14 protein-coding genes are annotated in these 13,067 nt (G+C 71.9%); 8 read left to right on the plus strand and 6 right to left on the minus strand.

All coding sequences use genetic code 11. From position 1 onward, the window contains the following. The first annotated feature begins 138 nt into the window (after nt 1-138). Entirely contained in the window at nt 139-1,113 is a 975-nt protein-coding gene (locus ACFVT2_RS03155; protein WP_390011395.1) for a carbohydrate kinase family protein, read from the plus strand. On the opposite strand, the gene ACFVT2_RS03160 is transcribed toward ACFVT2_RS03155, so the two are convergent. Next, a complete protein-coding gene (locus tag ACFVT2_RS03160; RefSeq protein ID WP_390011397.1) occupies nt 1,089-2,219 on the minus strand; it encodes a DUF6745 domain-containing protein in 1,131 nt (376 codons plus the stop codon). The genes ACFVT2_RS03155 and ACFVT2_RS03160 overlap by 25 nt on opposite strands. Nucleotides 2,220-2,389: 170 nt before the next feature. Beyond that, nucleotides 2,390-2,716, minus strand: a complete 327-nt coding sequence (locus ACFVT2_RS03165) for a hypothetical protein (protein WP_390011399.1) — start codon at nt 2,714-2,716, stop codon at nt 2,390-2,392. A gap of 212 nt (nt 2,717-2,928) precedes the next feature. Here ACFVT2_RS03165 and ACFVT2_RS03170 point away from each other — a divergent pair, with 212 nt between their 5' ends. From ACFVT2_RS03170 to ACFVT2_RS03190, 5 genes are all read left to right on the plus strand, one after another. Next, the gene (locus ACFVT2_RS03170; RefSeq protein ID WP_390011400.1) at nt 2,929-3,888 is read left to right on the plus strand and encodes an STM4015 family protein; all 960 of its coding nucleotides are present in this window, start codon (nt 2,929-2,931) and stop codon (nt 3,886-3,888) included. Between the two features lie 83 nt (nt 3,889-3,971). Beyond that, nucleotides 3,972-5,129 carry an STM4014 family protein gene (locus ACFVT2_RS03175; protein WP_390011403.1) on the plus strand — a complete coding sequence of 386 codons (1,158 nt, stop codon included), beginning with the start codon at nt 3,972-3,974 and terminating at the stop codon, nt 5,127-5,129. Between the two features lie 61 nt (nt 5,130-5,190). Then, a complete protein-coding gene (locus ACFVT2_RS03180; protein WP_390012208.1) occupies nt 5,191-5,997 on the plus strand; it encodes an STM4013/SEN3800 family hydrolase in 807 nt (268 codons plus the stop codon). Then, entirely contained in the window at nt 5,994-7,376 is a 1,383-nt protein-coding gene (locus tag ACFVT2_RS03185) for an STM4012 family radical SAM protein (RefSeq protein ID WP_390011406.1), read from the plus strand. The genes ACFVT2_RS03180 and ACFVT2_RS03185 overlap by 4 nt, the downstream gene beginning before the upstream one ends. Nucleotides 7,377-7,387: 11 nt before the next feature. Continuing rightward, nucleotides 7,388-8,419, plus strand: a complete 1,032-nt coding sequence (locus tag ACFVT2_RS03190; protein WP_390011408.1) for an STM4011 family radical SAM protein — start codon at nt 7,388-7,390, stop codon at nt 8,417-8,419. On the opposite strand, the gene ACFVT2_RS03195 is transcribed toward ACFVT2_RS03190, so the two are convergent. From ACFVT2_RS03195 to ACFVT2_RS03205, 3 genes are read right to left on the minus strand one after another with little or no spacing between them, the layout of a single operon-like run. Next, nucleotides 8,392-9,294, minus strand: a complete 903-nt coding sequence (locus tag ACFVT2_RS03195) for an SAM-dependent methyltransferase (RefSeq protein ID WP_390011410.1) — start codon at nt 9,292-9,294, stop codon at nt 8,392-8,394. The two genes, ACFVT2_RS03190 and ACFVT2_RS03195, sit on opposite strands and share 28 nt — an antisense overlap. 10 nt (nt 9,295-9,304) lie before the next feature. Next, nucleotides 9,305-9,568: a DUF397 domain-containing protein gene (locus ACFVT2_RS03200; RefSeq protein WP_390011413.1), complete on the minus strand. Its 264-nt coding sequence runs from the start codon at nt 9,566-9,568 to the stop codon at nt 9,305-9,307. Nucleotides 9,569-9,575: 7 nt separating this feature from the next. After that, entirely contained in the window at nt 9,576-10,442 is an 867-nt protein-coding gene (locus ACFVT2_RS03205; protein WP_390011415.1) for a helix-turn-helix domain-containing protein, read from the minus strand. Between the two features lie 214 nt (nt 10,443-10,656). Here ACFVT2_RS03205 and ACFVT2_RS03210 point away from each other — a divergent pair, with 214 nt between their 5' ends. Next, complete coding sequence (locus tag ACFVT2_RS03210; protein ID WP_390012210.1) at nt 10,657-11,040, plus strand: ATP-binding protein; 384 nt, start codon at nt 10,657-10,659, stop codon at nt 11,038-11,040. Nucleotides 11,041-11,091: 51 nt separating this feature from the next. On the opposite strand, the gene ACFVT2_RS03215 is transcribed toward ACFVT2_RS03210, so the two are convergent. Continuing rightward, nucleotides 11,092-11,892 carry an SGNH/GDSL hydrolase family protein gene (locus tag ACFVT2_RS03215; protein ID WP_390011418.1) on the minus strand — a complete coding sequence of 267 codons (801 nt, stop codon included), beginning with the start codon at nt 11,890-11,892 and terminating at the stop codon, nt 11,092-11,094. A 273-nt stretch (nt 11,893-12,165) separates the two neighbouring features. Here ACFVT2_RS03215 and ACFVT2_RS03220 point away from each other — a divergent pair, with 273 nt between their 5' ends. After that, entirely contained in the window at nt 12,166-12,975 is an 810-nt protein-coding gene (locus ACFVT2_RS03220; protein WP_390011420.1) for a tyrosine-protein phosphatase, read from the plus strand. Nucleotides 12,976-13,067 lie beyond the last annotated feature (92 nt).

A 13,067-nucleotide genomic window follows, 5' to 3' on the forward strand; every position in this document is an offset into this window, starting at 1 on the left:
CCCGCGCGTCACGCCAGTCCCTAACATCCCGATATGAGGCGAGTGTGCGTCTAGACTCCCGACGGCGGGCGCACCGCGGCCGCGGCCGCTCCCACCAGCACGGGACTCGTCTCACCAGCAAGGGATTCAGGGACGCTTGTGACCTTCCAGCAGGTATCTGAGCCATATGACGTACTCGTCGTCGGCGGATCGGGCGTGGACACCATCGTGCGGGTCGGCGCACTGCCCGTACCGTCCGCCGACAGCCATGCGGTGCCGCCCATCCGCGAATGGGCCGGGCACACCGGTACCGGTGTCGCGCTCGGCTGCGCGGCGCTGGGACTCGCCACCGGATTCGTGGACTTCCTCGGCGACGACCCGCCGGGCGCGCTGGTCCGCGAGCGGCTGGCCGGCAGCGGCGTCGACTTCCGCCCGCTGATCTCCCCGCACGGAACCCGCCGGGCGATCAACCTCGTCTCGCCCGACGGCCGCCGGATGTCCTTCTACGACGCCCGCGACCCGCTCGATCTGCGGATGCCGCCCGAGCACTACCTCCCCCTCCTGCGCCGCACCCGCCACGTCCACCTGTCGATCAGCCACTTCGCCCGCTACCTCTACGACGACATCGAGGCACTGGGCATCCCCATCTCCACGGACCTGCACGACTGGGACGGCCTGACCGAGCACCACCGCGCCTTCGCGTTCCGCTCGGACCTGGTCTTCCTCAGTACGGCGGGAGCCGGCGAGCGGATCGGCCAGATCATGCGGGAGATCATCCGCGAGGGGCGTGCCAAGGCGGTGATCGCCACCGCCGGCGCGGGCGGCGCCTATCTCCTCACGCCCGACGACCGCACCCCGCGGCTGGTGCCGGCCGCCGTACCGTCCGCCCCGGTCGTGGACAGCAACGGTGCCGGTGACGCCTTCACCTGCGGCTTCCTCTACGGCCGGCTGTCGGGCGAGGACCTGGAGGAGTGCGCCCGGCTCGGTGCCGTGGCCGGCGCCCACGCCTGTACCGCGGCGGGCACCCACACCGCGCTGGCCGAACCGGACGACCTCCGGGCCGCCGTCACCCCGCCGCCGCCTCCGCCCCCGATCCCCGCCGCCGAGTCTCAGGTCTCCAGCACCGGGGCATAGCTCTCCTCTGCGAGCCCGAAGGTCCAGGCGACGCCTTGCCGCGCCGTCCGCGTCCGCGGCGGCACCCGCAGCCAATACGTGCGATGGGTGCCGTCCGGCTCGGGCGTGGAGTTGACCACCTCGACCATCACCGCCGGCTCGTCGTCGGGCAGGTCGATGCGCCACAGCACGCCCGTCTCGTCGCGGTCCATCGGCCGCGCCCCGGACTCCTCCAAGTAGCGGTCGTAGCCGTAGAACTCCAGCATGATGCGGCGGAGTTCGGCGTTCTCCTCCGCGCGGATCCGCTGTGGGGTGAGGCCCCCGAGCTCGTCCAGGAAGGCGGCCGGGACCGGCATTCCCCGCCAGGCGTGCAGCGCGAAGCCGTCGGGGAAGGCCAGCGCCGGGCCGTCGGCGCGATCCAGCCGCCCCGCCTCGTCACGGTGCAACTCGGTGGGCCGTTCGGCGACGAGCGCGACCTTCTCGTACGGCCACCACCAGCCGGCGCTGCGTGCCACCGCGGCGAGCCCGGCCAGCCGCCCGTCCGCCGCGCCGAACGCGGCCAGCCAGGGCGCGTCGTGCTGTCCGTGCACCGCGTCCAGCAGCGCCAGCCGCACCGCGCCCTGCTCCTCCGGTGCTCCCGCCAGCTCCGCGACGACTCCGGTCGCTATCCGCTCGGTCAGCGTCCGGGTGGTGTCCCACAGCCGGCCGCCGGTGCGCTGCCAGTGCTCGCTCCAGGCGGCCCGTCCCACCGCGGCGTGCCATGCGTCCCGTTCAGCCGCCCAGGGTCGGCTACGGACGACGTCGCGGACGCTCGCGCCCAGTTCGCCCGGCGGCGCAGCGAGCACCCGGGCGACCGCTTCCCTGGGCGACGCCACCCACTCCACGCGCTCCGGTTCGTCGAGTCCGGCCAGCCGGTAGGCAAGCCGCACCCCGGCCTCGGCGGCACCCCGATCCGCTGCGTCCGTGACGGTCACGAGCCGACGCCACTCCTCGGTCTCGGCGACCGCCGTGGACACCTCCGTCGCACGGGCCGCGTCCACCGACGCCTCCACCGACACCGCCGCTTCCGTCACTTCCACCAATTCCGTCACTTCGGCCGTCTGTGCCGCCTCTGCAACGTCTGTCATGTCTGCCACGTCTGTCACGTCTGTCACGTCTGTCATATCCAACGCCCCGTTCTCGCCGTTCTCCCCGTAATCCCCGTGATCCCCGATCTCGCGCTCGCAGCCGCTGCCGCTGCCGCTCCGTACGCCACTGCCGCAGCCGCTGCGCGCCCCGCCGCGTACGGTGAACGGCCCTAGTCCGCCACCAACCGCACCGACCCCGGCACGTACTCGCGCTGGCGGACCACGCGGTACCAGCCCTTCGGGAGCGATATCGCGGCGTGCTCCTCGTGGACCACCCGGCCGCCGTCCGGCAGGTGCAGCAGCATCGGGCCCCAGTCCCCCGCCACCCGCCGGAGCGCTCCGGGACCGACCACCGCATGGGCGTGGCCGGTGACTTCGCCGAGCGCCAGCACCATCCGCCCGCGGGCATCGCGCGGTTCGTCCGGCAGCCCTTCCGTATGCTCCGGCAGCGCCCCTTCCGCGACCGGCACGATCAGTACATCTCCCTGTCGGTACACGACCGTTGTTCCTCTCGTCCGTTCTCGCCCGTTCTCGTCCGTCCCGACGTCCGACCCGCCGCACAGCGGTCGTGTCGCACTCCGCGAGTTGTCGAAAACGTTAGGGGGTGGGTCTGACAATCGGCGCTGAGCTGCGGAAACGCCCGGACCGCGGCGGGCGGGAAGCGGGGGCTCGGGCGGGATTGTCAGTGCCGGTTGATAGGAATGTCGGCATGAGCGTTCACGAGTTCATCGAAGAGTTCGACGGGCTGCCCGTCTTCACGTTCCCGGAGTCCGCCGAGGCCCCGGACCCGCTCCCCGCGGCCGGCGCGGTCGCCTGGCGGCTCGCCCACGATCCGTACGGCGACGGCGAGGACAGCAGCTTCGAGGAGCTCTGGAAGCGCTTCGTCAAGGCCGTGGACCTGTCGGGGGTGCGCGCGCTGATCGTCGGTCAGTGGGGCGAGGCGTACGACAACACCTCCGAGGTCGTCGTCTCGGCCATCGTGGCCGCCCAGGACCGGTTCACCAGCCTGCGGGCCGTCTTCCTCGGCGAGATCGCCCAGGAGGAGTCGGAGATCTCCTGGATCCAGCAGTCCGATGTGTCCCCGCTGCTCACCGCCTTCCCCGCGCTGGAGGTGCTCACCGTGCGCGGCGGCACGGAGCTGGAATTCCCGGCTGTGCGCCATGAGGCGCTGCGGGAGCTGCGGTTGGAGTCCGGTGGGCTGCCGGCCGAGGTGGTCCGGGGGGTCTGCGGGAGCGACCTCCCCGCCCTGGAGTCGTTGGTCCTCTGGCTCGGGGTGCCGGAGTACGGCGGGGACTACGAGATCGGCGACCTGACCGGGGTGCTGTCCGGCGCCCGCTTCCCCCGGCTGCGTCACCTGGGGCTGCAGAACAGCGAGATCCAGGACGAGATCGCCACCGCCGTCGCCGCGGCTCCGGTCGTCGCCGGCCTGGAGAGCCTGGACCTGTCGATGGGCACGCTCACCGACACCGGTGCGGAGGCACTGCTCGTCGGCCAGCCGCTCACCCACCTCAAGCAGCTCGACCTGGAGCACCACTTCCTCACCGCCGCGATGGCCGAGCGGGTGCGCACGACACTGACGCAGCAGGGCGTCGAGGTCGTCATAGGCGAGAGCGAGACGATGGGGCAGTACGAGGACCGGGTCTGGCGGTACGCCGCGGTGACCGAGTAGCCCGCGACGCCGCCACGACCGACCCGAGACCGGACCGGGCCCTCCCCAAGTCCCGCCGGACCACCCACCGCCCGGAGGCACCCATGCACACCGCCGACCGACCCGGCACCGCGGGCCCGCCCCGCTTCGCCGTGGTCGGCAATCCCGAGAACCGTCGGGTGACGCTCTTCACCGAGGCGGTCCGCGCCGCGGGGCTGCCCGCGCCGCGACTGCTGGCCTGGGCCGAGGTGCTGCGCACGGGTGCGGAGTTCGCGCCGGGCGAGTTCGTGCGGATCGACTCACCGGGGGAGAACGCCGACGTCGAGCGGCTGCTGCGGGGGGCAGTCGATCCGACCGCGGTCGAGGGCACCGCCCGGTGGTACGCCCGCTTCACCGAGGCGGTGCGCGCGGTCGCCCGGGCCGCCTCGGTGGGCGGGGCCGTCCTGCTGGACGATCCGGGCGAGTTGGCGGTGCTCTTCGACAAGCGGCGGTGCCACGGGGTGCTGCGGGCCGCCGGGGTGCCGGTGCCGGAGTCGCCGACGTCGGGCCCGGCCGCGCCGGCGTTCGGTGGCTGGGCCGAGGTCCGGGCAGTGTTGGAGTCGGCCGGTCTGTGGCGGGCCTTCCTCAAGCCGGCGCACGGCTCCTCGGCGTCCGGAGTGGTGGCCTTGGAGGGCGACGGCCGGGGTCGACTCCGCGCCACCACCTCGGTCGAACTGACCGGGGACGGGCGCCTGTTCAACTCCCTGCGGGTGCGCCGCTACGACGGCGAGCCGCAGATCGCGGCCATCGTGGACGCGCTGGCCCCGGACGGCCTGCACATCGAGCGGTGGTATCCCAAGGCGGCGCAGCACGGTCGGGTGGCCGATCTGCGGGTGGTGGTCGTGGCCGGCCGCGCGACCCACGCCGTGGTGCGGACCAGCCGTTCCCCGATGACCAACCTCCATCTGGGCGGGGTGCGCGGCGACCTCGATGCCGCGCGGGCGGCCATCGAGGCGTCGGGGGCCCGCTGGTCCGATGCCCTCGCGGTCTGCGAGGCGGCCGCCGCGTGCTTCCCGCGCACCCTGTGCGTGGGCGTGGACCTGCTGCCGGCGGCGGGCTGGCGGCGGTTCGCGGTGGGTGAGGTGAACGCCTTCGGGGATCTGCTGCCCCGGCTGACCGGACTGCCCGGCGGTGGTGCCGAGGGCCTGGACACCTACGGGGCGCAGGTCGCCGCCGTATGCCGTACGCATGGAAAGAACGGAACGTCTCGTGCACGCCCCTGAAACCGCCCCCCGGATCCCGAAAGCAGCGGCCGTCCCCGAGGGGGTGCCCGCCGGGCCCGACATGACCGCGATCGTGGGCAGCCACGACCTGCTGCTGGTCACCCTCGACACGCTGCGTTACGACGTGGCGCAGGAGCTCGCCGCGGCCGGCCGGATCCCGCATCTGGCCCGCCATCTGCCCGGTGGCCGGTGGGAGCGCCGGCACGCCCCTGGCAGCTTCACCTACGCCTCCCACCAGGCGATCTTCGCCGGTTTCCTGCCGACGCCGGCCTTCCCGGGGCCGCATCCGCGGTTGTTCGCGGCGCGGTTCGCCGGCAGCGAGACCACCGCGCCCGGCACCTGGGTGTTCGACGCCCCCGACCTGGTCTCCGGGCTGGCCGCGGTGGGCTACCGCACGGTGTGCATCGGCGGGGTGGGGTTCTTCAACCGGCAGGCGGCGCTGGGGTCGGTGCTCCCCGGGCTGTTCCAGGAGGCGTACTGGGAGCCCGAGTTCGGCGTCGCCTCGCCCACTTCGTTCGAGGCTCAGGTGCGTCGGGCCGAGGAGGTCGTCGCCGGGCTGCCGGCCGAGCAGCGGCTCTTCCTGTTCGTGAACGTCTCGGCGCTGCACCAGCCGAACTGGTTCCACCTGCCGGGCGCCACCCGGGAGGCCGGCGACAGCCGTGCCACGCACGCCGCCGCCCTGGAATACGTCGACCGGCACATCGGCCGGCTCTTCGCCGCGGCCGCCGGCCGCCGCCCGTGCTTCGCCATCGTCTGTTCCGACCACGGCACGACCTATGGCGACGACGGCTATACGGGCCATCGCCTCGGCCACGAGGCCGTATGGACCGTCCCCTACGCCCAGTTCACGATCGAGGCCGCCCGATGATCCGCACCCCGCTCCCCCTGCTGTCCCCGGCTCCCGCCGCGGCACCCGTCTCACCGTACGAGAGCTACGTCTACGCCTACCCCCACAAGACGGCGTACCGGCGGCTGCCGGACCGCCCGGCGCTGCGCGAGCTGTGGGCGGCCGAGCCACAGCACGCCCTCTCGCTCTACCTCCACATACCGTTCTGCGAGGTGCGGTGCGGCTTCTGCAACCTCTTCACCCGGATCGGTGCCCCGGGCGAGCTGACCACGGCGTATCTGGACGCCCTGGAGCGGCAGGCGACGGCCGTCCGCGCGGCGCTCGGCCCGGACGCCCGCTTCGCGGCCGCGGCGTTCGGCGGTGGCACTCCGACGTTCCTCGGCGCCGGGGAGTTGTCGCGGCTGTGCGACATCGCGGAGCGGCGGATGGGGGCGGATCTGCGGACGGTGCCGCTGTCGGTCGAGACGTCGCCGTCGACCGCCACCGCGGACCGGTTGGCGGTGCTCGCCGAGCGGGGGGCGACCCGGATCAGCATCGGTGTGCAGAGCTTCGTCGAGGAGGAGGCGCGGGCGGCGGTCCGTCCGCAGGATCCGGCGGAGGTGACGGCGGCGCTGGACCGCATACGGGAGTCGGGCGTTCCGGTGCTCAACATCGATCTGATCTACGGGATCGACGGGCAGACGGAGCGCAGCTGGCAGCGGTCGCTGGACGCCGCGCTGCGCTGGCGCCCCGAGGAGCTGTATCTGTACCCGCTGTATGTGCGACCGCTGACGGGGCTGGGCCGCAAGGAGAGCGCCGGCCCCGACCCGGAGTGGGACGCCCAGCGGCTGCGGCTGTACCGCCACGGCCGGGACCACCTCCTCGCCGCGGGATACGAGCAGGTCTCCATGCGGATGTTCCGCCGTCCGGCGGCCGGTCCCGACGTGGCCCCGGGCGCGGACGGCGACTACGCCTGCCAGACCGACGGCATGATCGGCCTGGGCTGCGGTGCCCGCTCGTACACCTCGACGCTGCACTACTCCTTCGACTACGCGGTCGGGATGACGCAGATCCGCTCGCTCATCGACGACTACGCCTCCCGCCCCGCCGCGGACTTCGCGCACGCCGAGTTCGGCTGGCGGATGACCGGTGACGAGCCGCGCCGCCGCCATCTCTTGCAGTCGGTCCTCCAGGCGGCGGGCATGCCGGTGGCGGACTACCGGGCCCGCTTCGGCAGTGCGCCGGCGGACGACTTCCCGGTGGAGCTGGCGGCGTTCGCCGAGCGCGGCTGGCTGGACGGGACGGCCGGCCCGGACCTGCTGCGACTGTCCCCCGAGGGACTTGCGCACTCCGACGCCCTGGGCCCGCTGCTGTTCTCCCCCGGCGTCCGGTCCCGGATGGCCGCCTACGACCTCAAGTGACGGACCCTGCGATGGACTTGACGCTTCTCTACCGCGGGCCACTGGCGTCCTGCGACTACGACTGCCCCTACTGCCCGTTCGCCAAGCGGCGGGACAGCCGCGAGCAGCTGCGTGCCGACCGGGCCGCGCTGGACCGTTTCACCACCTGGGCCGCGCACCAGACGGGCGACCGGCTGTCGGTGCTCTTCACCCCGTGGGGCGAGGGCCTGGTCCGCTCCTGGTACCGGCGCGCCCTCGTCGAGCTGAGCCGCCTCCCGCACGTGCGCCGGGTGACGATCCAGACCAACCTCAGCTGCCGCACGGACTGGCTCGCCGGGGCCGACCTCGACACCCTCGCCCTGTGGTGCACCTACCACCCGGGCCAGACGCCCTCCGAGCGTTTCCTTTCGAAGACCCGGGAGTTGGCCGACCGCGGTGTCCGGTTCAGCGTGGGCGTCGTCGGCTTCCCCGAGCACCTCGAAGCCGCCCGCAGGCTCCGCGCGGACCTTCCCGAGCGGGTCTACCTCTGGGTCAACGCCGCGGAGGGCCGTACGTACACGGACGCCGAGGCCGCCGACTGGACGGCGCTGGATCCCCTCTTCCCGTACAGCCGGCATCCGCACCGCAGTGCCGGACTCCCCTGCCGGACGGGCGAGTCGGTGCTGTCGGTGGACGGTGACGGCACGGTCCGGCGCTGTCATTTCGTCCGGGCCGAGCTGGGCAATCTCTACGACGGCAGCTTCCGCGCTGCGCTCCGCCCGCGCCCCTGCCCGCTGGCCGTCTGCGACTGCCACATCGGCTACGTCCATCTGGAGACTCTGCCGCTGTACGACGTCTTCGCGGGCGGCGTACTGGAGCGGATCCCCGCCCCGGGGCAACTCCCCGCCCCCGGGCATCACTCCGTGCCCGTGGAGCTCTCCGTGCCGGTGGAACTCCCCCTCCCCGGGCGACTCCCCGCACCCGGTCGGACTCCCACACCGGATCGGCCCCGTACTGCGGGGGCGCCGGCGTCCGACCGTGCCGGGGTACCGCCGGTTCAGTCCTTGCGGCCCACCACTCCGTAGAAGATGGTGTCGTTGAGCTCCTTCGGGCCGGGCACGGGCCCGTCCGGTCGCCATAGCGGCACGCGTACGATCCCCGGCTCCAGCGGGGTGAACGGCCCGAGGAGGGCCGCGAACTCGTCCTTGGTGCGGAGCGCGAGCGGGGTGGTGGCGCTCTTGTAGACCTCCTCCACATGGGCCCGGGCCGCCTCGTCGATCTTGCCTTCCGCATAGCCCTCGTACGGTTCGTACGTGCCGTGCGAGAGCACCAGGTGGCTGCCGGCCGGCACCGCGGCGCCGAACGCGGCGAGCAGTGCGGCGGGGTTGTCGTCCTCGCCGAGGAAGTCCATCACGCCGCCGACCAGCAGCCCCACCGGGCGCTCGAAGTCGATCAGTTCGCGGACCACCGGGTCGTCCAGGACGGCCTTGGGATCGCGGATGTCCCCGAGGGCGAAGGCGGTGCCCGGGGCGTTGGCGAGCCGGGCCCGGGCGTGGGTGGCGACGATCGGGTCGCTGTCCACGTAGACCACCCGGGTACCGGGTGCGGTCTCCCGGGCCACCTCGTGGGTGTTGGGCGAGGTGGGGATGCCGATGCCGAGGACGAGGAACTGTCGGATCCCGGACGCCACCACCGCGCGGACCGCGCGCCGGCGGAAGGCCCCGTTGGCGCGGACGCTGTCGCGCACCTGCGGGTGCAGTTCGATGACCCGGTCGGCGGCGACCCGGTCGACCTCGTAGTTGTCCCATCCGCCGAGGAAGTAGTCGTACATCCGCGCCGGATGCGGCCGGCTGGTGTCGATCTCCTCGGCGGAGAAGCCCAGATGGTCCGGCCCCGGCGGGTACGGCCCGATCTCCGGAACGCCGGCGTCCGCCTCGGGAGGGCTGTGCTGGTCGGTCATGGCCCCTCCCTCAGTGCGCCGAACACGGCGCGGCGGAGAGCAGGAAGTCGGCGTGGCCGGCCTTCGCGCCCTCGATGAAACTGACCATCTCGCGGTGGGTGTAGATCAGTGCGGGACCGTCCGGGTCGGTGGACTGGCGCAGTGCGACCCGGCCGTCCCGCAGGCGCATGGCCTCGACGCACTCGCCGCCGTTTCCGCCGCTCCACGGCTTGTGCCAGCCGTCGTTGCCCAGTTCGTTGGCGGGCATGCCGTTGTAGATACGTATGCGATCCATGGGGGGTTCAGATCTCCTTGCGAAAGCCACCCAGAATGGCCTCGGTGGTGTGTGCCGGCGCGGCCTGCGCACACATCCGGTCCAGGGCCTCCAGGAACTGCGAGACGTCGTTGCGCTGGTCGAAGTACACGGCTCCGACGAGGCTTTCCGCGTACGCGATGTCCGGGAGCTCCGGGATCGGGAAGCGGAAGATGTGGAACGGCCCGTACATGGCTGGGTGCGGGCCCGCGGCGAAGGGCATCACCTGGAGCCGGACGTTCGGCATCGAGGTGGCATCCATCAGCCGGGCGATCTGGTCGCGCATCACCTTGGGTCCGCCGATGGGCCGCCGCAGCACGGTCTCGTCCATGACCGACCACAGCATCGGGGCGTTCTCGCGGGTCAACAGTGCCTGCCGCTCCATGCGCAGGGCCACGATGCGATCGATGTCGGCCGGGGCGGCGTGCGGCATTCCGGCGCGCAGCACGGCGGCGGCGTACTCCTCGGTCTGCAACAGGCCGGGGACGTAGTGCGGTTGGTAGGAGCGGATCAGGTTGGCTTCGCTCTCCAGGCTGACGAAGGCGCTGAACCACTCGGGGAGGACGTCGCGGAAGCGGTGCCACCAGCCCGGGCGGTTGGCCTCGCGGGCCAGGGAGAGGAAGCCGTCGATCTCTCGTTGATCGGTGACGCCGTAGGTCGCCAACAGCTTCTCGACGTACGGGATCTTGAGGCCGACCTCGGCCTTTTCCATGCGCCGTATCGTGGCGTGCGTCACATCCAGCGCGGCCGCGGCCCGCTCGAAGGAGAGCCCCGCCCTCTCCCGCAGGTCCTGCAGTCGCTTGCCGAGCACTACCCGCAGGACGGTCGGTGCACCTGCAGACCGTGGGTCCGCCACGTCCGATCCCCTCCAACCAGCTTCAGTGTTCAGCAGTGTGTCATGCCGTCATCAGCTCGAACAGACTGCACTTTCAATTCTGCAAATTACAGACTGATCCTTGCCAACGGTGAGCAACATCGCACATAGTTATGTCGTGGCTTCCTACAAAAACGCTCCGTCGTTAGGGCGATGCGGCGGCTTCCTCGCCCAGAGCCCTCAGGACGCGTTCCACTTGCCGGCGCGGCGCACGTCCGTGCCCGAGGCACGCAGGCGCGTGAGCACGCTGCTGCGCGAGTGGGACGCTGCTCAACAGGTCCGCGACGACGTGGAGTTGGTGGTCACCGAGCTGTTCACCAACGCGGTGCGGCACACCGACAGCGAAAAGGTCGGTTGCGAGATCGCGGTGGTCGGCGCGCACATACGCATAGAGATCACCGACGAGGGCGGCCCGGGCCTCTCCGCCCCGCACGCCCAACCCGGCACCCTCGACCAGGAGGGCGGGCGCGGACTCTTCCTGGTCGGTGCGCTCTCCGACAGTTGGGGCACCCGGCCCGACGACAGCGGCCGGGGCCAGGTCGTCTGGGCGGACCTTCCGTACCACACCGCAACGCACTGAAGGCCCCGCGCCGCCACGGGGGCGGACACGGGGCCTTGCGCACCGGAAGAGTTACAGCGGCAGCAGATCGGGCCGCTTGGGCTCGACGTGATCACCGGAGGAGACGCCGCGCAGTCGGCGGCCGATCCACGGCACCAGGTGCTCGCGCGCCCAGTGGACGTTGTCCCGCCGGGCCTCGGCGGCGGTCCGCTCGGTCTCCGGCGGCCACGGCTGGTCCGGGTCGGCCGGCACCGCAAGGCCCAGCACCTGCCCGGCCCGCAGCGCCACCCGGGTGTGGCCGTCGGCCGACAGGTGCAGCCGGTCCTGACTCCATGCCCGACGGTCCTGGACGGACTTCAGCGACCACAGGTCGAGCACCGGGCAGTCATGCCGGTCGGCGATGGCCCGCACATGAGCGGTGTACGTGGCGATCTTTCCCCGCAGATGCTTGAGGACCGGGACCCCACGGGTGTCGAAACCGGTGCACAGCAGCACCGTCGGGACCGTCTCCCGCAGCGCGACCACGGCCGCCTCGTAGCGCTCGGCCACCGCGTCCGGATCCGAGCCCGGCCGCAGAATGTCATTGCCACCGGCACAGAACGTCACCAGCTCGGGGGCGAGCTGCTGCGCCCGGGGCACCTGCTCCTCAATGATCCGGTCCAGGAGTCGCCCGCGCACGGCGAGGTTCGCATAGCGGAAGTCCCCCTCGTCCCGCTGGTCGGCGAGGAGGACCGCGAGCCGGTCCGCCCAACCGATGTACGCCCCGTCCGGACCGGGATCCCCGACCCCCTCGGTAAAGCTGTCCCCGACGGCTGCGTACGACCCGATGGCGCTTATCGCGCTCTTGCTTATGTTGTTCGAATCGTCTGCCACGTCAGGACATACTTCACCTTCCGAAGTGACCTACGCCACCGTAACCAGGGGTTGACGGGAGGTGATTAATACCACCAGGTCAAATTCTGTCCAACTTGGAATAATGAACGCTCACGGAGTGCTGCTCCGGAGCCGCGCATGGGGGATGATGCGCGCCGTTGCGATGGTGTTGCGCGCTCTTGCCACCTGATTGCCTACGGCATCAATGTCGTATCGTCGAAGGAGCCCGCCTCGTCGACGAGTAGCGTCGGCGGCCGACCCCGAGGAGCGCCCGTGACGCAGCAGACGCCGCAGGTCCCCCAGTCCCAGCCCGAGCTCGCCGAGGTGCGCAACTTCCGCGACGTGGGCGGACTGCCGACCGTCGACGGGCGTCGCATCCAGCACGGTCGGCTCTACCGCAGTGGCCACCTGGCGCACGCCACCGAGGCGGACGCCGCATTCCTCGCCGGTCTCGGGCTGCACACCATTTTCGACTTCCGCAACGCCTCCGACATCAAGCTCGAAGGCCCCGACGTCACCCTGCCCGGTGTACGGAACGTCAACATCCCGCTCACCGATCCCGCCGACGGGGCGGAATTCTGGACGATGGTACGGGACGGCGAACTGGACCAGCTCCGGGTCATGCTCGGTGACGGCAAGGCCGCGGGCCGCATGGCCCACACCTACCGCGAGATCATCACCACCCGCACCGCGGACCACAGCCGGGTGCTGCACGCCCTCGCCGAGGACAGCGTGCCGGCGCTGATGCACTGCGCCGCCGGCAAGGACCGCGCGGGGCTGTCCATCGCGGTCACCCTGCTCGCGGTCGGCGTGGAGCGGGACGCCATCGAGGCGGACTACCTCCAGTCCAACGACCCCAGCCGGCGCTACAAGGTCCGCCGCTCGAACCACTCCGCGGCAGGCATGTCGCCGGAGGTCATGGAACTGCTGTCGCCGCTGTTCGGCGCGGACATCGACTACCTGACGGCCGCCTTCGACGCGATCGACGAGACCTGGGGCTCGACCGAGACCTACCTCGTCGACGGCCTGAAGCTCTCGCCCGCCACCCGCGAGCGGCTGCGCGACCGGCTGCTGACGGACTGACGTCCGACCGGGTGGGTCACGGCTCGGTGACCCACCCGGTCGCGCTTCACCGGACCTGCCGTGTTTCCGTGCGGGCGGGCCCGGCGACCACG

The organism is Streptomyces sp. NPDC058000 (assembly GCF_042886435.1).
Classification (GTDB): domain Bacteria; phylum Actinomycetota; class Actinomycetes; order Streptomycetales; family Streptomycetaceae; genus Streptomyces.